The organism is Ruegeria sp. CG11 (assembly GCF_056537245.1).
Genome location: NZ_JBQFRE010000032.1, coordinates 1 through 21,580, shown reverse-complemented (window position 1 = coordinate 21,580; position 21,580 = coordinate 1). Strand labels below are relative to the sequence as shown.

Sequence of the window (21,580 nt, the reverse complement as noted above, 5' to 3'; positions counted from 1 at the left end):
GACGCGTGCCGGACCCTCCGCAAAGGAGGACAGGAGTGATCAACATGGTAAGGTCAAAATCCAATCTGGTTCAAGTCGGTCCTAGTCAATGTGATTTAGTGTGACAAGGTTTTGCTCGGCCGCGGTCGGAAAAAGGCCCCTTGCCGCTTGTTTTTGCCAGAGCATCAGGGACGCGCGGTCAAGAACCTTGGCTCGGTTCCGTCCAGGCAGACCGCGCTCAGCACGCCTGTTGCAAAGGCACCGGTATCAATGGAAATCCGCCCCTGCCGCGCGCTGGCGGTTCCGACGATCGTGTGCCCATGCACAACCCAGACACCATCGCGCCTGACCGTGGACTGAAACGACGGATGACCCCAGACAAGGGCCTTGTCCGATTGCGCTTCGGGCGGGGTTTCGGGATCGGCACCGGCGTGAACAACAAGCACATTGCCCGACATGTCCCAAGTCGGCAGTTCGGAAACCCACTGGCACAGCGCGGCGCCCATCGCCTGTTGCAACCGGTCGCGACAGTCCGTCAACTCATCACCACTCATCTCGGACCGGACCCCGCGTACGCCAAATGAGGCCAGGGTCTGCAAACCGCCGTAGCGCAGCCAGCGCGGCCCTTCCTCTTTGGGGTCCTTCAGGAACCGAAGCAGCATCTCTTCGTGGTTGCCCATCAGACAGGTCAGGTCCGGACGGGCACTAATCAGGCGCAGGACCTCGGCGCTATGCTCACCGCGGTCGACATAGTCGCCCACCAGTGTAATCCGATGGTCCTGTGGTATATCGGACAGTAGTTTTTCCAGCTGAACGATACAGCCATGCACATCACCGATCACACAAAGCGGACCGTCCGGGTTCGGCGGCAGGAAGGATACGCGCCGCCCGATCCGTTTGAAAAACGATGTCAGCACGATGCGCTGGTCTCCTGACTGGTTGGCCTCGACTAGTCCCGGCAGGACCAATCTGGTGCCGGTTTTTGATCTAGACGTAATACCCTTGCGCTGAACTGTGGGCAAGTTCGGCCTCAGGCGGTTCGGCAGGCCGGCACACCCATGCGTATGAGTTCGCGACCTTTGACCTTGTAGACACCTTTGATGCGATTGCGCGCCGTGGTCATGAACCAGGATTTCAACGGTTCCGGATAGTAGTCGGCCATGACCTTGCTGAAATAGTCAAAATCCTCGGGTGCGAGCCTGCGGCCGCTGCGCGACGGTCCATGAAATCCAAAGGTCGTATCGGGATCAACACAAGTTCCCGGCAGCCCCAGAAACATCGTGCATGTCGAATAGCAGATGCGTCCGCGTATTTCGACCTGGATGCCGTTGCGCTCAAGATTTTCCAGTTCGACCAGACGGTCATGCAAATATCCACCGCGGTCGCTGCCGACGACAAACGGCTGCTGCGCCTCAACCCGTGATGGGACGTTTATGGCAGGTACCATCGTGGCAACTGCCAACAATGCCGTGAAAACCCGGGCAGCAGCACGGGCGGAGGATGGTCCAGCACGCAGTTGTGCCCTGGCAAAATAGTCGAACAGGTTCGGCATGGTCGTATCTCCAGCTCCAGAATTGGTCTGGATCAGGACTAGAGAGCTGCGATGCCTCAGCTGTGGGCTGCCTGTGGCGAAACTTGGCCTTAAATCAATGTTTTAGTAGGTTTTTTACATAAACTTTCCATTTCCTGTGCACACGCAGGTCGACCTGCCGCAGGGTTCCCATTGAACCAATTCAGTCATAGGGCAACCGTCGAGTTGTATATAGGCGGCTTACACCACGACCCGCGTATCTGCTCGTGCACAGAGGCGCGCAGAGATCCAAACTCTTAGTGAACTTGAAATGATGGGACACAATAACGCAAAACGCGCTTTGATCCAAATTTGCCCGGAAATAGGCTAATTAACCACCACGCCAACCGGGGGCTTTACGGCCATCCATTTAGCCGGACGAGAAAGCTGTTTCTGTTTAGTTGGATTTCATTCGACGCTTGGTACGTCGTTGCAACCGCCAAAGATCTATCCATTGCAAGCTAAATCAACCGACATTGTTCTGGTACAACATGACGATCGGCTTGGTCGAGATACGGAGCATATGATAGCTTTCTACAAGGCCGCTACACATGCGAGCGTTGATATTCATACGCTCGGAAATGCGTAAGCGTTGCATCCGATCCCGGATTCAGGACCTATCTGTGGGGACGACCTCGGTGCATTTTGCGCTATGCGCCAATATGGAGGCGGATTTCGTGACGTGTTCGGCTCATAGCCATGATGTGCGAGATAGCTCATTAAACGACAGTTGTCGACGCATTCGAAAATGTTGCTAGCCCTCAGCAAACTTCGCAACGGTTTCTCAAATGAACGCCCTAAGAATTACGCGCCTTGGGCACACGCGAACTATCTGAGTTTCATTTTAAACAGTTTCCAATGACCCAAAAATGCGGAGGTGTTGACAGCTGATAATGCCTGCAAGCCGCGAGGAATATCGCTATTAGGCCGAAACGCACTGCACTAATACCGTTGATATCAGGACAGTTTGCTTCTACCACCAATGGCCGGCACGCAAGTAACCTCGCCCTTGACGACGTGTAAGCATTTGTTTTCATGTTGTATTTTTGGTTGCAGGCGCAGGATTTGACCTTTGTCGAACTAAAGCCCTTCTGAGAAAACCCAGAAAAGCTAAAGGTCAAAGTCAACTGGAGCCATCTGATCGTGAAAATCCTGCCTAAAGTGGTCCTTCGACTTTTGGTGGACCAACAACTATTGTGCACAATTATACTGCCATTCCTTTTTCGAGTCTCAGCGACAGAAATCAACCCCGACCGAACATTCCCAGCTTTGCTTTGCAATTCCCGTCAACGCATAGTCGTCCGGTCAAGCAGCGAACACCTGTTTCAGGGATAGCCTAGTCTTCCGCGCGAGGTGGTCTGCGAACATTGTAACTCTATTGGAACGAGATCGCGAAACAGCCAATTTCCGCTTGTGCCGACTAGCAAGGCAAGGAAACCCGAGCGAACGAGCTCGTCGGTCCTTCCAAAGGTTTGCGCTTTAACTACCTTTACGGAATCAGCAGACCACTTTGGCTTTGGAGGCGCGTTTCATTCTCAAGGCTTCGAGCAATTGTCCAGCATGTGGACCTTAACGGTGTGACTCTTTTTATCGGGATTATGGCATATGCAATGGGTCTTGTTTTGGCCCGTATTCGGCGCGCAAGTAACATTTGACACTGGGCTGGAGCAGCTAAAGTCAAAATTATTCTTTGTCTGTTGTTCATATTGAGTTTGAGACAAACCATAACATTCTGGGAAGATATCCGCTTTTCCCTTCGGAATTACGATGTCTTTCGTCCCGTTGCCGTCGAAGTTCACATTTTGCGACTCAGCATAGGCCATACCTGGCCCACTGACCCCGCTATAGACCGGTTGAAGCAGAAATGCCGTCGACAGTATGAACATTGGAACAAATCGTTTACCCAACAGAGTACCCTCCCAAACAAGATTGTCGTCGCGATCACAGATTACACTCGGCCTTCCCTGAGGCCAACTGTTCCATGCCAGATGAATTTTGGGGAAGCCTGTCCACAATATTTCGACGTTGCAGTCGTGACGCGGTGATCAACTTCAGGTCCAATTTTGGAACTGTCCAACTATTCGCGGCCACACATTAATTTGAAACTTGCCTCATTCGCCCCTGCATTCTGATACCGAACAGTTCTTCATGCATTTTGGGTTCCATCAGCTCTAGACTTCCTTTTCCTGGCGCTTACTTTTTGACAAGAATAGTAATTACATCAACATGTAATATCCGCTTTTGCTTTGTACTTATGTCCATTGGACGGATCCACATTGCACTTACATTCCCGGTACGTGCTGGTGCTTGAAGGTTCCCCACAATCAATAATAACGCTGGGCGACGAGCAGTGCATTTTCGCTGGTTTTTTGGGTGCTGCTTGCGTTCCACAGTAGGCTTGAATAGTAAGCTGAGTATAAGATCCGACGTCAAACTCTGGATTGCAACTTTTACCCGAGGCGGCCGTGCAATTATAGGATTGCGTTTGGTAGTGCTGCTGAGCGTTTGCGACATCATACCCAAGCACAACAAGCGCTGTGGCTATCGATGCAGTGAACTTCAGAATACTCAACTTCAATAGAACGGCTATTTTTTTCTTCATATCATCTAACCTCTGCCTTTGTGCTCTTAATTTCCATATTGTTACTGCGTCCCGCCGCAGCAGCAATTTTTTCGAATGTTGACGCTTTTAGAGCGTCAACAAAATCATTTGGCGCCTTCACATTTCCACTGCGCGCAAGGTTTGTTGAGACAAAACCGTCAGTCAAGGATTGTGCGCAGTGCACCTGATCGAGTAATCGACCTTTTCATCAGCGGAGGATTTGTTTGCACAATGACAAGTCCAATGATCTCCACTTAGATAAGGTGCATCGCAGTACTTTTCGCTTTTGTTTCCGGACGCGAGATTGCAACTGGCCTTGGCGGTGGATTGATCGGTAAGTTGCGTACAAGACATTTCGATATTAACCGCCGTATGCAGGGGCAGGGTTTTATCGGTTCCACATTCGATAACGCCACATTTATATGTCCAAGTGTCTGTAATACTGAGTTCTTGTGCAAATAGTGATTGTGCCATTAGTGCTAGGAATGCGGCCATGCCAAGCTGCGCCGGTACACTGGAAAGGTAGTTAATTGAAAAAAGACGTATCTTCAGCATCGTGCTAGCTCCTTTTTTTTGAACGAAGCGAACGTGAAAAAGAAAATATTTAATCTCGGCCCTGAAGGCGGTGTTATCTACGCTCAGATCACATTTGTCGGTAAGATGATCGTAAAGATAATGTTAGACAAAAAACAAGTGTTCACCCTCTGATCTGAATGAGGTCAACACGCTACCAGGTGCAGGAAATTAAGTTCTGTACGGTAAGAATTGAAATTGGGGTGCCGCAAAGTACAAGGTCGCTTTGTTCTGACGCAGCCTTTCATGTAGGCTGCAACAAGTAGACATGTACTCTCTGCAAACCACTGGCTGACCACGCCTCAAAGGCTTAAGAATTTCTTTAGCGGCAAGTCAGTTTGTATGCCCATTGCTCATTGAAGTGGCTGATCAGGATGAATGATATGCTCAACACGAAGGCACATTTAGGTTTTATTGCTGTGGCAACAATGCTTACATTAGGGAGCGCCGCTACTCTAACAGCGGGAACAACAACGGACGCGACGAAGTACTGCTCGGAAAGCAAATGCACGCATAACTTTCAGGTTGGCAAACATACGCAATACAATCTGACCGGCTATTGCGGGAGCGAAGCTCAGCACTCCATTCCCAAAGAAATGAGCTGCTCAACCTCTGAGGTTTTCATAACCTGCAACATTGAATCCGATGCGGCGCTTGGAGCTTGGTACTGCCAATGCAACCAAGAACATCAATCCGAAAAATATGAGCTCAAGACATCGATCACTTGCAATTGACAGCCGGGAATGGGCTTAGTTCAGCACTGGCACGTAATCGCTCCAAGTTGGTCGGCGCGCGAACCATATCACGTACGTGGCAGGCGATGTGGCTCTAATCGCCGCAAGTCGCCGTGACATTCAGTTCGAAGCCTTGATTGGTTGACCCACAGCTACAGGTGTTACCAGACCATTTGCATCCACTTTGCCAAACATCCGGCGACGCGCATTTGTCTTTCTTATGAATAGAAGCGTTATCGCTGCACTGGAATGTCACGCTAATGGTTGCCGCACCACCAACATCATAATCGTAGTGACATTTGGTGCCCTTTTCACAGACTGGCGTGGTCAGTTTGCAATTCTCGCCGCCCCCGCACTGGCCGGTAGCGGCGGCTGCTGCAAAAGCGAATGTGGCATACAGAAGTGTTGCTATTGCTATTTGTCGCATACATGCCTCGGGAGGTTTGGACGGTTTCTCGAATACTAGTTTAGAGCAACGAAAAAATAAATGAACGACGCTTTCGCCGGGAACCTGTCGGCCCCACAGCGTATTCAGTTTGGCCGTTCTCCAGAAAACGAGGGCAGTGGCGCAAAACGCACAGAAGCTACTACTCAGCGCTATTTGACGAACAAGTGACTTCTTTCAGCAGGGCTGTTGCGGCTCAGACATACTGAACGCCTCAAACTGATTTTCACTAATGTTTGACTTGAAACACCGGCACCGGTACACCCACTATATATGGGATTAGAGCCAAAATGTTGCGTCAACAACATATGAACCGAGCCTATACAGAAGTAGAAGTCGAATGACTTGGTTGCGTATCGCGTTCAGGTCCGCTCGCGGCAGGCTTTTAAGGCCCTGTTACACCCAAAGATTTTCTAAGAATTTGCCTTGGAAACTTCCCACAGCAGGAAGTTCTATCAAAGTGTCCACCCGATCGCTCTTCGGGGCCTCAATGGTACTACTGGTTTCGGCGTGCAACAACGTTGTGGAGAGCAGCAATCGTGATTTCAACTCGGGAATCTCGGATGGGCAGGCCAGCACGATTCTGGCAAATATTGTGCGCTCAGCCAAAGGATATCCAACATATTTCACAGTTGCCGGTGATTTTCAGAAAAGCTCTCAGTTCCAAAGTTCTCCGAATTTGAGCTATGATTTTGGGCTCGACGGTGGTCAAAAGGATTTGAGCCTTGGGCTGGCACCTTCCGCATCGGTATCCAGTTCAGCTACTGCGTCATCTCTCGAAACCTCTGAATTCACCGAGGCCATGCACACGCAGGTATCTCCGGATTTACTTGTCAAACTGGCCGAAAGCCGGGATGAAGCACATATACATCTGACATTCATGCTATTGGTTCAGACAGTGGTCATCCAGCAGGATACTTACACTGGAATAATCAATTCCGCACAGGCGATCTGTGGCACTCGGCTTAGCGACTTGCCTGCAAGTCAAAGAGGTATTTGCCAAGGGGCGAAGGCGGTTGAAGCCACTAATCGGTGTCCTAAATTTGCGGCGTCATCTCAGCCAAGACTTGTCAAGCTTGTGAATGATCCAACTTCTTTGTGCCAATTTGAACGCTTTAGAACCCTGATGGAAGCCGTGGCAGTTCTTCAACCGCGGTTAGGAGTTAGTGAGCCGAAACCCAATACCGCAGAAGCTGGCGGTCGACTTTTGTATTTGGGAGATTCCGCGAACCCAGCGCGACGCATCTTTACAACCACAGGTACGGGTTATCGTCTGCGCTCACCCAGCCAGGTCGTGTTTTACCTGGGTCAACTGATTGATGAAGCATATTCGGGCGTTGATCAGGGCAGATTGAGCATAAGCACCAGAGACGGCGGGATTGCGCCGATTTTTCATGTTGAAACTGGTCCTGGAGATGCCTCTGTAAGTACTGTTGTCGACGGTGAACGCTACAGGCTGGAACCACAGGAGCTTGGCTCAAGAGAACACGATTTCAGCCACCGCTCGTTGACGCTGGTTAAGGACTTGATCGCGCTCAACACGCTGCAAACGCAAATTCCACAGAACACGGCTATCTTTGTCGGAGCGGCACAGTAAACCACATACGTGCGTCCCGGCAATGGCCTCTACGCTCCGAATGCCGACCTACTTGAACATCAACTAGATTAGGCGTCCCAGCCCTGATTTAAGGACAACTCAAGTCAACAACTCACAGTAAACCACGCCTGCTCTTCCTTGGTGAACCAGTTGGTACATTGAAAATTATAGTAAACCCAGCTTCCGACCTGACCGTTTGGAACTTTCGCGCATGTGAACGCGTTATTGTTACTAAAGTATCTTTTCACCTGATCGTCGCTGGGCGCCTTATTGGATTCACAAGAGGCTGAAAACGTATGGGTATGGCTGCCCTTCACCGTTGCCTTATCGCTGGTACATATACTCCCCGAGGGGCAGTCTTTGACGGTGGTTCCTGAAGAGGCTGGCGCTTCCCCAACGCGCTGTCTGGCCTCTTCATTTGGCGGCTGCGGCTTTTCAGCTATAGCAGGTGACGCGATCAAACAAACTGAAATCAAAATTCCGAAGCTCTTTAATTTTCTGGACATCTTCTCCACCTATTTCCCGAGTAGAATGAGCCAATCAGCCGCCGCGCACCGTTTTCCCAATGACTGTCTGTGGCGTCAATCGCCTGAAGGTATTCGGACTGCATTACGCTTACCGCGTTACCGCGCCGCGAGACATGTGGAAAAATATAAGCAGCTCGGTGCAAATCTCCTGCCACTTTCACATGGCCAAAAATAAGTTAACTTTTGGCAGGGCAAGAAAGATCAACGGTCGGATGTTCTTCGTGCTTGTCATTCCAATTCGTGCACGTGCAACTCCAATAAGAGCCCGTAGCAGCGCCATCGTCGATAAAGTCGGCCACTGTGCATGTCGTGCCGTTTGTTTTGTGGCAAATCATTTTCGAGTTCTGGTTGGTGATGTTCTCAACCCCATCGCAATACCCTTGAAATGACTTGGTTCCGGACGGTCCGATTTCCTCGGTATATTTGCAACTTGTCGTACTGCAGTGCAGTTGGTTTGTTGCTTTTGCAACAACGGCACTCGCCGAAATAGAGAAGGCGCAGCCCAGTACTATCGTATTGACTAGATTTCCCATAGTCATTCTCCAGATTTGTGTTGCATCCTGCATGGTAACATATCAGTGACGAGGAACATTTTAGAGACAATTGAACGCGAAACTTTCTCAATACTATTCGTTTGCGCTTTAATTGCTTTCGGCGCTGTGAGTGTCAGCGTACCCTACACTGCAACTTGTTTCACCTTCGCCGAAAATGTTCAGGCCAAGCACGGGAATGAAGAATACCTACATATTGTGGATGCCTTGCCTTGCTTGACATGTTGAAGCTTACTTCACATGCTTTAGCCTAAATTTCGTAGAAAGGGCTTGAGCCAATGAGAAATTGCGCCGCCTTTTTGGCGGCCATTGCAGCTGTTCATGTACCAATTGTTGCCGAAGCGGAGACTTCGAAGGCTACTCGTTCCACGCATCATGATGTCTATGTCAATGTCGAATGCGGACCCAGAAAATGCCAAACCGGGTTCAACTTGCAGCCTGGATACACAAATGTTCATGTGACCTGTTATGGGCAGGATCCAATTAGTGTGGGTGCGCTCATGAGTTGCGGCTCACCAAATGTGTTAGTTTCATGTGTTCCTCCAGAAATTGAACTCAAAACACCAATCAAAGAATGTGATTGTCAATTTCCCGGCCCCGGCAAAGCAAAGGCGCATGTAAGTATGTCAGGGTGCCAACAAGCCTCCAACTGAAAAATGTTCAGAGTTCAACGTAAGGCGATTTCGGCTACGACCTCTTTCAGATCACGAGCCTCACGCCGCAAATCCTTGACCTCGCTCGACGTCGCGGCACGCGCCGTATCACCCGCCAGGCGCTTCTTCCCAACTTCGAGGAACTCCTTGAACCAACTGTAGTAGAGGCTCTGTGCAATGCTCTCTTCGCCCTTCAGGCCGTCCAGCACGATCCTTATCTTCTCTTCCGCTGAATATTGCTTGCGGGTGGCTCGCCGGATGTCTTTGACGACCTTCAACGCCTTGATATCGACGTCTTTTGGGGCGGAGAAGCACTCGTGCGGCGATTTAGTGAGACCTTTCCGGACAAAAATTGAACTGCAGATGAGACACAACAACCGTTAAAACAGGCCTAGGAAGACCGCGAGGCCGCGCTACAGGCATTACGTTGCAAACGCCACTCCAACTGGTCAACTCTGTCAAATGGCGCATCTGAGCTATGGGCTACCTGTGAGTTTAGTAATCGCTATTTAAACCTTGAAGCATTAAGTAGTCGGCAAATTACTTTTTGCCCCGAACCAAAGTAACCAAGGAATCAACATACCTTGCTTCTACTTCTCGAACTCCTCTCGCTTTCTCGAGTTCCACTGTGGTTTGACCCTTTTCGATAATTACATTTCTCTCCGTGGTCGCGAGCTCATGAATTACTTTGGGTAACTCCTCCTTGCATTCCGAAACAGCAAGATGAGAGGAGATTAGCTTCATCTCTACATTTGTAATTTCATTTTGCGTCATGCGAACCTCGTCAAGTGCAGCACGGAAGAGCTTCAGAAAAAAGAACCCGATAACTTCGACGATCAATACAAGAGACAGACGTGGAGCGAACACTCTAAGAAAATCCACCCAATATCTGTCAGAAGCGCCAACAGCGAAATCACCTGTGTCCGAGTTAATCAACGTCCACCATAGGATGCCCAGCGCTGATAAACAGAAGAGAATTCCGACAACTAGCGCCAAGTTTGCCCTAGTGCCCAAAACTACAATCTGATCAGAGAGACGAGATAAAGAAGCCGCTTCAAGCTGTTGAATTCTAGTTGCAGCTAGCTTGGTTTTTATGTCACGTCGCAACTCGTCAGAAAGATCCTTCATAACCATATCTGAGAGTTCTTGCTTTTTCTCATTAAGGTTTTCGATACCTATTTGCGCCGATGCCTGACGACTTATGCGCTTTTCAACATCGCGCGCTATCTTGTCGTATTCTTGCCGCAACAAGCGCAATTCGCTGCTGGTTCCTCGGCGGTTCGATCCGAGGCCTACCCTATGACTTGCCCAGCAATGTGAAATGATTTCTCGCTCCGCAAAGTCGAACGCATAAGTTCAGGAATTTGCCGGAGAGTGTTCGGAGAAAAAAACAACTAAGAGGGCAGCCAATGTAATGTATATTGAGAAGCCCAAACCGGCCCAAATAGCTGCCACGCTAACATCAAATGCTTCGGCAAGTGTTTGGACAATGCTCTGAGCCAAGCTGGAAGAGTACGTGAAGATTTGGATTGTCTGCTGTGATAGCCAGATGGATCCAAACACTAAAAACCAAACGCTAACAACTAAAACGCCGACTGAAACAAGCTTGCCCCTTTTTCTGGATTTAGCGGCTTCATGCTTTTCGAACTCTTCCTCTCCGCCTTTCGTGTCAGTCAAGCGCCTGCCCTCACAGAATTTATTTTGAAACTCGATTGCAGATTTCTCTACCCTCTATCCCCTTGAAGGTCACTGAGAATTTTGAATTCTTTCGAACACGAAAGGTCTACTTCGGGCTGCGATCCGCCAATTGCATTCACAACGACGCGTCCGTGCGGCTAACCGCAAAACTGGGCTCAGGGCACAAGCCCAAAACGTCACAACATATTCAAGCTTCTAGGAAAAAGACAGAGTTTTGCAAAGACTGCTTTCTCTATACCGAGCTGACGTTATCCAAATCGTAGCATGGGCTTTTAAATTGAAACCCCAGATTCTCCAGAAGAAATTGAGGTCGTTGTAAAGCCCCAAACGTAGCACCGTTGTAGCACCGGGCGCTCAAGCCCTAAACGCAGAAAGCGCCCTTGGGGCGTTAAGTGTTTGATATTCGACCGAGAAGATTGGTTGCGGGAGGGTGCAACCACTGTTGCCGAACGCGACTGAAATGTCAGGTTTAAGCGCCCAAGCGGACAAAATACTAATAACTGACAGACTTCCGCTACGCGGACTTAGTGTGAATTCGCCGCGATTGCGTCAAGGTCGACTTTGGCGGTTCAGTCGGGCCCAATTCAGTCGTTTTCGCCTGTGACATAAACGTATGCTAGCTCTCCTGTCTGAACTTCTCGCTGCATTCAAGAATGTATGCCTTTCGTAACCTCAAGTTTTTGTCGACCGGCAAGTCACAAAATCCCCAAAACTCATCAAGGTCCTGGAATTTAAAAGGATTGGTCAAATACGCGTTTAGAATCGGCGTAACAAATTGCTTCATCTGAAATGCTAAGCCTTCATTGTTATCCTCTTTCATGGGCCGGCCATGCGATATCAAGTTCCGTCTGTGCATTAGGTGTAAACCGATTTGGTACTGTTCATCGCGGTTCTCAAAAAACCACGCTGCCCTTTTGACCAAGACTTCGCTTTTTTCTCTTGAATGCCCGCCTATTGCCTCAAGCAATCTCCATCCATCTAGAAATGAAGATTCCAAATCGCACTGGGCAAAAGCCGCGTAGTGGCGCGCCAGCGCCAATTCGGCCTTTTCACGCCATGGCAGCTTTCTGAGCCGAAGCCGCACACTTTCCACCTGTTGTTTGATCCTCTCAATGTCTTCAGGTTTACGTGTCTTCTCCGTCAAATGGTCAGCCCAAAGGTTGTACCAATAAATGTCATCACTGATTGCGCCTGAGGCATCGTGAACCGTCATATGAGGCGCAAGTAAGATTGTGTTTATCAGTTTGTCAGGTTCGCTCGTGAAAATAAACTTGCCCCTGGATGAGACTAGAGAGTAGAGGCCAATTTCCTTGGAAATCGCTTTCTCAGCCTTTTCGAATGCATCATGAACACTTACAGCGTCGACTGAACAAGAGGCTAGGGGTAGGTCATGAAAGTCATTCATCACCTTTGATGTGTGGTTCTCACGCTTGCGAAGTTGTTCCACCCTGTCCTTGATCGCTCGTCGGGCAAACGGTGTCGCTTGGTTGATGTCAAAAGATACTGAAACGTCGCCCCATTTTCGCCTGCCGCTAACTAGGCCCCTACTTCCCCACACCGGAAAGAGAACCTTATAGCCTTTCCGGTCCATTTGTTCCATCGTGCTGGCGATACGATTGCAGTGTTTGACGAAGCTATCCTCTGTCAAATCCTGCTCTTGCCGAATTGCTTTGCTTATGACCTTACGCATGAATGCATCGGACTTACCCTTCGCTATGATTGCTGTCCTCAGATAGCTCTCATAGTCATCGAGAACACCGAAACCCGACATGTTCATAGAACCGTCGGCATTAAGTGTCCGAATCTTTGACAGCCTCGTCAGTAGCAATTGCAGGTTAAAGCCGTTTCTCTTACGTATTGCCATTTCAGAAATGTTATCTTGTGTAATGAAGGACACTCTCATCGTTGCAGGGCGTCGTCAGGATTGCAAACAATTGAGGTTATTCAGCAATTGTGGACACTTAGATCAGTCACCGTAACGCGATAGGTCGGGTTCACCGGACGCTCATCTTTATCGTAATCTCCGTGTTAAAACGGTCGTTTCTTTTTTGCATGCAGCACATTCTCCAAAACAGATGAAAAACCTTGCGTCTAAAACCAAGAAAAATTTTGCAGGTTTTTGACCCGACCTGAGAACCGGACATTGGCGCAGATTGCTGCACCGGCGAAATGGGCTCACTGCTGCCATTCGCTTCGGCTGGCGCCGATTGGACGTAAGAGCCCGGAGCCGCCATTGCTATGAGAACTGAGTGCTGCGGGTGCATTGGTCTGCTCTCCGCGCATTGTCGACCTTGGTCGCCTAGATGCCGTTATTGTTTGAGTGAAATGATCGGATGTCGGCTTCGAGCCCAGTACTACCGCCTTGGTGATTTTGCGAGCACTGTAGATACGGTGCGCGTCTTTCTACTTCTCGTGATCGCGATTGCGCCCAGCACTAAGGCACATGCCAAAGCTTGAGGTAAAGAAACGGCTTCGCCAAAGGCAAGATACCCCACGGCAAACATCGTGGGTAACTCGATGCTTCCGACGACCGCAGTTTGGGAAGCCCCAATAACAGGTGAGCATATCGTGTAGATAAGCTGGGGCACGAAAGCGGTGACCAGTCCAATACCAACAATCAAAAGCCAATCGGATTGTTCCCTTGGGAGAAGCTCACCAACCTCAGCGCCAAGAATGAGCGGCGCGAGGCCCAGTACAGACCCCAGAGAAACTGACGCGATACGTGCCAACGGCGCAATCCGTGACAACCTGTGTACCAGGACGCAAATTCCGAAGCCAAACCCAAATGGGGCGGCAAGGGATAGCAGCAGCGTTGGTAGGTGCTCCGCAGCCACTAACGCAGGCGAGCCAGCAATGAAAGCTGCCACCACAATCAGACTAGCGGCCAACATGGCGCGTCGCGTGGGTACATCTCCAAACACAGCCCAAGCAATAACTAAGGTGAACACCGGATAGGTCATGTAAAGCACACCCACTGTCGATGCGGGCAACTTCTCCAGCGCCGTTACATATCCGATCCAACCAAGCCCCATTACGGCTCCGGCTGAAAGACCCCAAGTGATCTCGCGCCATTCTTTTCGGTGCAAGATGAGAACAGGAAGCAGAAGAAGAGCCGCAACAATGTAGCGGTAGAATGCGACCGCATAGGCTGCAACGCCTTGTTCGGTCAGGCTGCGGCTGAAGTAGGGAACCAGCCCGAAACAGATTGAAGCAAAAAGAACACCGATAACCGCAAACGCGTAAGGGATGGGCGTTCGATTTCGCGCAGATGTCGTGGCCATAATCTGGAGCTATCACGCATTTGCATCTTCGTCTTTAGAGATTCTAAGAACGACTGCTTCGTCCGCGTTGCTGACCTTGATGCCGATTGAACCGACTCAATGACCTACTGAAACCGTCAGATGACCGGTCTGAGCCCAAAGTGGCATGTGCTGTGCAAGACGCCAATGTCTGGTATCGGTTTGGATATATGGAATTTGAATTAACGAGGCAGTTGATTAATGAGGAATGTAAAATCTGGTTGGTTGTGTTTCGCCGTGCTTTCACTCTTACAGTTTGGTGAGGCCAGCGCTTTGAGTTGCGAACATCCCAGTGAACCCATTGCCGAGGGATCACTAACTGAAGATGAGGTGTTGCGTTACCGTTCATTGTGGTTTGCCAAACGCCTCGAAAGCCGCGTTGACTGGGGAGTAGCCGTACTGGGTCGTTTCTCTAAGAAATCCAATCTCCCGTTCCTCCACGAGGAACAGTTAGAGGCCATTCGTGCGCAGTATTGGCCACCTTCTGAAAGTGTCCAGATGCCTTATCAGATTGAGTACACATATTTGAGTGCCTATCGCTTTGAAGGCTTTCAGCTCATGGACGGCAGGCTCATCCCATTCAGGGTAGAGAGCATTGATGCCCGCGTATCTATTTCTGCTGAATACGAGGGTATAGTAGACATGCTGCCACCTACGGATAGTGACGTCATTGGGGTTCTGCTGTCACGGGACGACGGGAATACTCTTGAAGTAACAACGTCGATTTGCCCGAGTTACAAACAAATCGAACCAGCTCAGTTGGCTGACTTGCTCGAGTGTTTTGCTGATGGTGAATGCCTTTAGGCCTGCTCTATGGTGCATACACTAGGAGAGAACAGTCCTCGAAAAATCGGCTTATTTGGGCAACTTCAAAGGAAAGCAGACGTAAGGCCGAGTTGCTCTGAGGTCAGCTTAGTCCGCATAGCCGACATCGAGCTTGATTGAATGAGTTTCCACTTTCAAACCGGTATCCGCCATTGCAACGATCACCGAATTAGGCGATGCCTCAACTAAAAGGTATTGAAAGAAGGCAAGTATTGTGGGGCAGCTTTCAGAATGCAGAGGATTGTATAATGTGTGCAGTTGGTTTCTGTTGAACCCATTTGCGATATGGCTCTCAATTTTGATTGCCTTGGCTAGTCCTAGTGTTGCAGACGAAATTTCCGTAAACACAGGCGATCCGTGTGAAGATGTATGGAGTGAAATCGTCGAACAAGTGAGAGCAGTTGTGCCAGAACGGCTAGGACGGAACCAATTTATCGTCTTTGTCGGAGAGGACGGGAGTGCATTCAATTGCCTCGAAATGAATGTTCCAGACGAGACAATGAACGCGGTCACGTTTCTAGAATCTCAGATAACGCGCCTAACGAAAGACAGCAATCAGATCTCGCAGTTCCGATCAAGGTACTGCAGTTCCGGGCGAGGATTTATTGGGAAATTTGATGTAATCAGTTTGCATCTACCTTATGAGGCAGAGGAGCTCGCCTCCGGTGCCTGCGTTGCGCGACTCCAATCAACGCTCGCATTGTTTGATAACTTGTAGTTATCGGCATGAAATTTTTGCGCTTCTGATTGTTGCGTACTGGATCGCTCCTATCGAATTCCTGACATGAAATCCGGGCTTACCAAGATTGATCCGTGCTTGCTATGGACGGTGCAATCCCGGTCGCTTCGTTCGCGTCTACTTTCAACCCGACTTACGTGCATCGTTAGACGAGACCTGTGTAACACACGCTTAGCACAAAGGGGTTGTAAGCGCTCAACATAGCCCCTACCCCAAGTGTACCCGGCCCAGCGTATACCCCGGGTAGAGAAACCTATTGAACCCCGAGGCGCGCAGGTGACTGATTACGTCGAGCTATGGAAACGATCCCACTGGTTGTGCAACTCCGCAAAGACTTACGCGACCCATTTTTTCAAGGATGAATGGCAAGCCGCCGTGGATTACCGGGGTGACCAACCGTGGATGAAAATACTCGAAGAATCTGCGAACGAGGCGAGAGCATCTGGCAAAGACACGATTGACACAATTCAACACACGCTTGGGGCGCTTTACGAACGGAACAAGCCGCAAGCAGACCTTTTGGAGCGTGCTCAAAAACAAGTAACTAACTATCTGCTGGACGGCACTTATCGGGGCTATGGATTTGATCGACCACGAACGTTGGACACAGAGCCAGTTCTTCTCCCTGCTGAATGTTGGAAAGGTGCCGTTTCTTGGGCCGGAAATGAAGTGCAGTTTCAATCGTTGAAATTCTGCGAAGTGCGCATTCGCATGATGCCCGCCGACCGCGATCCGGTTCTTAAGAAACCGTTTGATACACCCGTCGCGAAAGTCGGGCGCCCCACAGTAGCCCCTGCCATCGAAGCGGCCTTCTACGCGTTGAACAAGATTGGGCAAATCGACCCTAAAGCTTCTCTGCAATCCCACTATCCCAAGGTAAGGAAATGGCTTGAACTGAACTACCCTGACCTTCCGGTACCAGCGGATAAGCTCAGTTCAGAAACCATACGCAGAATTATATCTCCACTTTTCAAAGGGTTAAAAGACGTCAAAAAACAATAAATCCTAGAGGGTTTTATTGGTATTTTTTGTGGTTGGCAGGTAATCCAAGTCTAGAGCATCAGCAACTCAAACCGGAGTAAACAGATGCTCAAGAATGAACCTGCAAACGACAACAACCGCCCAGCGACGGACTATCTGGACGGTTTTATTGACGAAAGCACTGCCGCCGACTTCCTGTGCCAGAGTGTGCGCACCATCCAAAAATGGCGCGTGACTGGGTTTGGCCCGAAGTTCTACAAGTCGGGCCGCTCCGTCCGTTATCGCCGCCGTGACCTTCTGGAATGGGCCGAAGCGCGCCGCCACGGCAACACCAGCAGCTACGCCGCAGCCTGAGTTTTGCCCGTGCGGGGTTGGCAGCGCCGTGCGGGATTTTGGGGCCGGACTGGCTCTGTAGGGGCGCGGGCGAAACGGTCCCGCGCCCTTTTCCTCAAACATCAACAGAAAGACACTGAACCATGGCAAACCAGCCTGCACAGAAATTCAAGATCGGCCTGATCACCGCAACCATCTGGGACAATGACGGCTTCTATTCGGTCGATATGTCCCGGGCTTACAAGACCGATACCGGTGAATGGCGCAATTCGAACAGCTTCCATCATTCAGACTTGCTCAATATTGCCAAATGCGCGGAGCGCGCCGAAATCTGGATTGGCCGTCAAACCAATGCCAGGTGATGGCAGCGCCGGAGCGGCCCCGCTCCGGCCCCAAAACAAATGCTGCCCCGCCGGAGGCACTCAGGGGGCGTAAGCCCCCGCATTCTTTTCCCCAACATCGCCACACAATCCAGCGGCAGGGCGTGCCGCGATAGAGGGGGGTCTTGTAACACCCCCCTCCACGAATACGAAAGCGAAGGTCAGCGCAAATGGAAGCAACGATCCTGCATTCAGGCTTCGATGGGCTGAAATTCACCATTCAGGCAGATGTCCCAGAAGACTTTCGCGAAGAACTGGCCTCCGCCAAGCAACATGCCAAAGAAACCTACGGCGATTGCGTCCTCGAATTTGGCTCCGTGTCGCTCAATGTGACTAACAAAGGTTCACGCGGTTTTACCGCTCATACAGGCGACCACGGGGCCGTATGGCTGTTTCAAGACCCGCAGGACCGGATTCCCAACAATCCCGGCATCACCGTCGACTTTCGCGCCTTTGGCCTTGCTACAGGCGGTCTGGAAAGCGCTGAGCAGCACTTTCGCGATTGTATGGAAGCCTTCGGGATTAAGTACGTAGAAACGCAATTGCGGGTAGCGCGGGCTGACTTCGCGGTGGACTTGCTGGCCCCTTGGTTTGAACCCGACCGCGAAGCCTTGGTTGTTCCACCCGGGACTAAGGTCACGGAATATACCGGCGTTGATGAGACCGCGACAGTATCCAGTGGAGCGCGTGTGGTTGGCTTGCGAGCCGGTGCCGTCGCCAACAGGCAATTGGCTATTTACGACAAGCGGGGCGAAGTGATCCAACAGAACAAGATGGGGTGGCTAACGATTTGGAACGCTGCGCTTGAAGCAATTGGCAAACCACCCCTTGATCTGACCGACCGGGCCTCAAGTCAGGTTTGGCGCCTTGAGATGCGGCTTGGCTCCAAGCAACTTCGAAACAAATTCGAGATGCGCAACTGGCAGGATGTACGCGACATCATTGGGGACGCCTTTACAGACGCGCTTGGGCGTATTCGCTACTGCATGCCCACCACGGACTCAAACCGCGCGCGCTGGCCCACACATGAGCTCTGGCAGCAGTTTGAAGCCGTGATTGGCAATGACTTGATGCAAAACTGCGCGGGGGTTCTGCCCTGCGACGTGATGGAAGCCAACCGCGCTGCTAAGATGCGGGAACTGGATGCGCAGCTAGCAGGGCTGTTTGTCACGCGCGCTGCGATTTCTGATGTAGCTGCGGACAATTTTAGTGGTTTTTTGGAAAGTCACTCTGATGTGTTGCTTCGGCTCGTTGAAGAGCATACCGCACCACTCGAAGAACGGCTTGCCAAGGCGCGCGGGAAGTATCGGTTGTCTTGAGCGGCCACAAAGGAGACTTTCGCTGCAAGTGCGATACTGGTAGCCACTAACGGTAGAAACATGCATCGATCCACCACCTATAGTTTCTCTTTTGTGGCAGATGGATTTACGATTGAGGGATGTAGTTTCCGATTTTTAGGACACTATTCCCACCTCTTTGTAGCAATGAGGGCATTGTCGGAAATCCTTTGGATTTCTTCAGCACAGCCCGCAAAACCCGGAAACAGCGAACTAGGGTGAACGTCTGATCGAAACAACAGTTGATACAGCGAAAGCACTTTAGAGTAATCGAGCGTATGACATGATAATGCGTCTCTCGGAAATGGGTCCTCATCTCGCATCACGGTTTCTTGGACAAACTTGCAGTTTGAATACACTGCGCACTTGAGATCATAGTGTTCTGGCTCAAAACGGCCATCGGCAGGTCTTGGATGGGGCAACATTGGCCGGTGGCGTGTAAAGCAACCTTTCTGCGCTACAATATTGGCGTTGCTCTGAGTGGGTGGGCTGATGAGAGTAATTTCGAAAGGTTCGTGTTCAGCATCGCAGTGCATATCTGCATGACCTCGTGCAGCCTTTGAGATCGTTCCGCATACCGTGTGGTTTAATACCCAAACTGCCAATCTCTTCCTTCCCTCCGTCTGGTAGATACTATCTTCTCCTGGAGGCGAAGGGTTGTTTCTTACAAAGCTCTTCATATGCGAGATTGCACTGGAAACTGCAAAGTTCATAGCAATCAATGGGGACCGTGACCAATCTAGTAGAGGAGTTTTGAAGCCGTAATGCTGCGCGATGGCCAAAAGCTCCAACAATTCCTCATCAAGCCAATCCGTTATTTGGTCCAACGACGGAAATCGGCTATCTGGAAAGTGCCTGGCACCAAGAAGAGCTTGATGCAGTTCGGATGGCAACCGCGGAAGAGGCAGCCCTTGGTCATTCGCTAACAAATAGAACTGGCCTAGACGGAGAAACAGAAGCGCGGATCTTGGCATGCCTGACCCCGTAAGCAACCACTGTTCCGCATCAGGCCTGTCTAAGCTTGGAGTGAGGTCATATTCGCTCTTACCAAGACCACGATAGATGAGTTGATCGTGCTTTTGTTTTTCGGGGAACGCAGTTTGCTGCAGTGAATCAAAGAAACTCTTGGCAGATGTGTGGTGCGTTGTTTCAAAATACGAAGCAGCCGCGGCTTGAAGGTCTCGTCCGTCGATCAAATCTCGTTCCTTTTATAATAGCCTGAATGGCAAAGGTTTTCCTCGGAATCTTCGATCATCACGTTTTTGCGGATATGATGAAGATGCAACGCCAACTAAACACGCCAATATGTTTGCTTGGCCAGATTGTCGTGGGTAAATTTCGAATACTCGGTTCAAGGCCATGCTCTAGCCTTGTGGTGATTTGAGTATCGTGGTTTTTGAACCTCTATGAAGAACGCTCCAAAGCACTTAGTGGTGAGCCGCAATCAATTTGCTGCAACTTGCGATCTCGAAAAACAATGGAGATGATATGCCGCATTTCTGGTCGGGCGTCTTACAGACGGCAATAGGTTCAGGACTAGGGTTTGGTTTAGGTATTCTAGCATTCCACTATCAACAAAAACGCCAGTCGAAACTGCAGATGAGGCGCGAATACGAAGCCGCTTTGCAAGCACTCAATCGCCTTTATGCATGCGCTGGATCAAATGTCGAAAGCCTAGGCATGGCAAAGCTCCAATATGCTACTGATTGGAAGCCTGAGTCAGACAAGATGCGTGAAGCCCTTCGTCATTACTTTGATGATAACGGTGCGCCCATAACAGTGGAGGCAGTTCAAGAATTAGTGGATTTGGAAAGGTCACTCAGGTTCTTTTTCTTGACTCCGCAAAAAACGCCGGTTGTGCCGCCACCTCCTCCAGCTGAGTATTCTGTCTTAAGCAAAGATATTCCTGCTCTTTCATTGTTCGCGTACCGAGCAATAGGAATCATGAATACGGTTAACGAGCACATTTCTTCTCGAAACGTCCGCGTAGCTGAATGGGCTCATGACGGTGGGCTTAGCGGAAAATGCAGTCCCGAAATGGTGGTCTATTACTCTAAAATGCTCACCGACGAAGCAGATTCAATCTGCCTAAATATCGATTTTGCGCTAAACGCCTGGCGCCTTGTTTTGGTGCAGATAGAAATTTACATGAAACAAACGGCAAATAACGAACACTTCGTAGAGGCTCCTATTGCACCGAAGGCCATGGAAACCATGCCAAATGACGAGTTGATGCCATTGTGGCGGGAGCAAATTGTGCAATTTGACGACTAAATGAGTTTCACTTTCTGAAGCTAGTTGCCCCGGCGATATCTGATGCTCAACAATAACTTAGCCGAGACTTGAAGCCTTTTCTCTCCGATCCAGCAAAGGCAAGTGGTCGGAATCTAAATGGCAGGTAGAGTCACCTGCCATCTTCCACTTGGAGCTGAACGTCCGGAATGTACGGTTCGCGACGTGCTGCACAAGAGAAGCAATGGAGGATGATGTAGGTCCGCTAAGGGCTCATCGTGACCTTATACGTATGATTGGTGGTATTATGCTGTTGCGGTGCTGCCACAGAGTATTTCCGCCCCAATTGCTTCCACATTGCTTCCAGTTGTGTTGGAGGAATGCAAAAAGCCTCGCGGTTTGCGAGGTTAAGCGTTTGATATTTTGCTGTTATATTTGGTTGCGGGAGCAGGATTTGAACCTGCGACCTTCAGGTTATGAGCCTGACGAGCTACCGGGCTGCTCCATCCCGCGACACTTTGCGTT

17 protein-coding genes, 1 tRNA gene and 1 pseudogene are annotated in these 21,580 nt (G+C 50.2%); 9 read left to right on the top strand and 10 right to left on the bottom strand.

The window, feature by feature from the left end; translation table 11 throughout:
• Positions 1–164: 164 nt before the first annotated feature.
• The 3 genes from ACR0KW_RS23355 to ACR0KW_RS23345 form a co-directional block, all read right to left on the bottom strand.
• Complete coding sequence (locus ACR0KW_RS23355; protein ID WP_480807166.1) at positions 165–1,001, bottom strand: metallophosphoesterase family protein; 837 nt, start codon at positions 999–1,001, stop codon at positions 165–167.
• 8 nt (positions 1,002–1,009) lie between these two features.
• Positions 1,010–1,531, bottom strand: coding sequence for a hypothetical protein (locus ACR0KW_RS23350; protein ID WP_480807165.1), 522 nt, complete (start codon positions 1,529–1,531; stop codon positions 1,010–1,012).
• Between the two features lie 2,782 nt (positions 1,532–4,313).
• Complete coding sequence (locus tag ACR0KW_RS23345) at positions 4,314–4,706, bottom strand: hypothetical protein (protein ID WP_480807164.1); 393 nt, start codon at positions 4,704–4,706, stop codon at positions 4,314–4,316.
• Positions 4,707–5,107: 401 nt separating this feature from the next.
• On the opposite strand from ACR0KW_RS23345, the gene ACR0KW_RS23340 reads away from it, so the two are divergent.
• The 3 genes from ACR0KW_RS23340 (at position 5,108) to ACR0KW_RS23330 (ending at position 8,202) form a co-directional block, all read left to right on the top strand.
• The gene (locus ACR0KW_RS23340) at positions 5,108–5,458 is read left to right on the top strand and encodes a hypothetical protein (RefSeq protein WP_480807163.1); all 351 of its coding nucleotides are present in this window, start codon (positions 5,108–5,110) and stop codon (positions 5,456–5,458) included.
• A 935-nt stretch (positions 5,459–6,393) separates the two neighbouring features.
• A complete protein-coding gene (locus tag ACR0KW_RS23335) occupies positions 6,394–7,500 on the top strand; it encodes a hypothetical protein (protein ID WP_480807162.1) in 1,107 nt (368 codons plus the stop codon).
• A 270-nt stretch (positions 7,501–7,770) separates the two neighbouring features.
• Entirely contained in the window at positions 7,771–8,202 is a 432-nt protein-coding gene (locus tag ACR0KW_RS23330; RefSeq protein ID WP_480807161.1) for a hypothetical protein, read from the top strand.
• Between the two features lie 1,049 nt (positions 8,203–9,251).
• On the opposite strand, the pseudogene ACR0KW_RS23325 reads toward ACR0KW_RS23330, so the two are convergent.
• The 5 genes and pseudogenes from ACR0KW_RS23325 to ACR0KW_RS23305 all read right to left on the bottom strand — a co-directional run.
• Positions 9,252–9,518 (bottom strand): annotated as a pseudogene (locus tag ACR0KW_RS23325) (transposase); the annotation flags it as partial.
• A 253-nt stretch (positions 9,519–9,771) separates the two neighbouring features.
• Complete coding sequence (locus ACR0KW_RS23320; protein ID WP_480807160.1) at positions 9,772–10,482, bottom strand: hypothetical protein; 711 nt, start codon at positions 10,480–10,482, stop codon at positions 9,772–9,774.
• A gap of 105 nt (positions 10,483–10,587) precedes the next feature.
• Entirely contained in the window at positions 10,588–10,908 is a 321-nt protein-coding gene (locus ACR0KW_RS23315; RefSeq protein ID WP_480807159.1) for a hypothetical protein, read from the bottom strand.
• Between the two features lie 637 nt (positions 10,909–11,545).
• The gene (locus tag ACR0KW_RS23310) at positions 11,546–12,793 is read right to left on the bottom strand and encodes a hypothetical protein (protein WP_480807158.1); all 1,248 of its coding nucleotides are present in this window, start codon (positions 12,791–12,793) and stop codon (positions 11,546–11,548) included.
• Between the two features lie 490 nt (positions 12,794–13,283).
• On the bottom strand, positions 13,284–14,210 hold the full coding sequence (locus ACR0KW_RS23305) for a DMT family transporter (RefSeq protein WP_480807157.1): 927 nt from the start codon (positions 14,208–14,210) through the stop codon (positions 13,284–13,286).
• Positions 14,211–14,429: 219 nt separating this feature from the next.
• Here ACR0KW_RS23305 and ACR0KW_RS23300 point away from each other — a divergent pair, with 219 nt between their 5' ends.
• From ACR0KW_RS23300 to ACR0KW_RS23280, 5 genes are all read left to right on the top strand, one after another.
• Positions 14,430–15,032, top strand: coding sequence for a hypothetical protein (locus ACR0KW_RS23300; RefSeq protein ID WP_480807156.1), 603 nt, complete (start codon positions 14,430–14,432; stop codon positions 15,030–15,032).
• Positions 15,033–16,068: 1,036 nt separating this feature from the next.
• On the top strand, positions 16,069–16,794 hold the full coding sequence (locus ACR0KW_RS23295) for a hypothetical protein (RefSeq protein WP_480807155.1): 726 nt from the start codon (positions 16,069–16,071) through the stop codon (positions 16,792–16,794).
• Positions 16,795–16,878: 84 nt separating this feature from the next.
• A complete protein-coding gene (locus ACR0KW_RS23290; RefSeq protein ID WP_480807154.1) occupies positions 16,879–17,127 on the top strand; it encodes a helix-turn-helix transcriptional regulator in 249 nt (82 codons plus the stop codon).
• Between the two features lie 122 nt (positions 17,128–17,249).
• Positions 17,250–17,468 (top strand): hypothetical protein, encoded by a 219-nt coding sequence (locus ACR0KW_RS23285; protein ID WP_170601468.1) that lies wholly within the window; start codon positions 17,250–17,252, stop codon positions 17,466–17,468.
• Positions 17,469–17,656: 188 nt separating this feature from the next.
• Positions 17,657–18,805, top strand: a complete 1,149-nt coding sequence (locus ACR0KW_RS23280) for a hypothetical protein (protein ID WP_480807153.1) — start codon at positions 17,657–17,659, stop codon at positions 18,803–18,805.
• 143 nt (positions 18,806–18,948) lie between these two features.
• Here ACR0KW_RS23280 and ACR0KW_RS23275 read toward each other — a convergent pair whose 3' ends face one another.
• The gene (locus ACR0KW_RS23275; RefSeq protein ID WP_480807152.1) at positions 18,949–20,019 is read right to left on the bottom strand and encodes an FRG domain-containing protein; all 1,071 of its coding nucleotides are present in this window, start codon (positions 20,017–20,019) and stop codon (positions 18,949–18,951) included.
• 292 nt (positions 20,020–20,311) lie between these two features.
• On the opposite strand from ACR0KW_RS23275, the gene ACR0KW_RS23270 reads away from it, so the two are divergent.
• Positions 20,312–21,097: a hypothetical protein gene (locus ACR0KW_RS23270; RefSeq protein WP_480807151.1), complete on the top strand. Its 786-nt coding sequence runs from the start codon at positions 20,312–20,314 to the stop codon at positions 21,095–21,097.
• A gap of 394 nt (positions 21,098–21,491) precedes the next feature.
• Here ACR0KW_RS23270 and ACR0KW_RS23265 read toward each other — a convergent pair.
• Positions 21,492–21,568 (bottom strand) — tRNA-Met (locus ACR0KW_RS23265).
• Positions 21,569–21,580 lie beyond the last annotated feature (12 nt).

Bases quoted from the DNA above. Each gene is read 5' to 3' on its own strand.
- ACR0KW_RS23270 (WP_480807151.1), top strand. From the start codon at position 20,312: ATGCCGCATTTCTGGTCGGGCGTCTTACAGACGGCAATAGGTTCAGGA.
- ACR0KW_RS23350 (WP_480807165.1), bottom strand. From the start codon at position 1,531: ATGCCGAACCTGTTCGACTATTTTGCCAGGGCACAACTGCGTGCTGGA.
- ACR0KW_RS23345 (WP_480807164.1), bottom strand. From the start codon at position 4,706: ATGCTGAAGATACGTCTTTTTTCAATTAACTACCTTTCCAGTGTACCG.
- ACR0KW_RS23280 (WP_480807153.1), top strand. From the start codon at position 17,657: ATGGAAGCAACGATCCTGCATTCAGGCTTCGATGGGCTGAAATTCACC.
- ACR0KW_RS23290 (WP_480807154.1), top strand. From the start codon at position 16,879: ATGCTCAAGAATGAACCTGCAAACGACAACAACCGCCCAGCGACGGAC.
- ACR0KW_RS23340 (WP_480807163.1), top strand. From the start codon at position 5,108: ATGCTCAACACGAAGGCACATTTAGGTTTTATTGCTGTGGCAACAATG.
- ACR0KW_RS23305 (WP_480807157.1), bottom strand. From the start codon at position 14,210: ATGGCCACGACATCTGCGCGAAATCGAACGCCCATCCCTTACGCGTTT.
- ACR0KW_RS23285 (WP_170601468.1), top strand. From the start codon at position 17,250: ATGGCAAACCAGCCTGCACAGAAATTCAAGATCGGCCTGATCACCGCA.
- ACR0KW_RS23335 (WP_480807162.1), top strand. From the start codon at position 6,394: ATGGTACTACTGGTTTCGGCGTGCAACAACGTTGTGGAGAGCAGCAAT.
- ACR0KW_RS23310 (WP_480807158.1), bottom strand. From the start codon at position 12,793: ATGGCAATACGTAAGAGAAACGGCTTTAACCTGCAATTGCTACTGACG.
- ACR0KW_RS23300 (WP_480807156.1), top strand. From the start codon at position 14,430: ATGAGGAATGTAAAATCTGGTTGGTTGTGTTTCGCCGTGCTTTCACTC.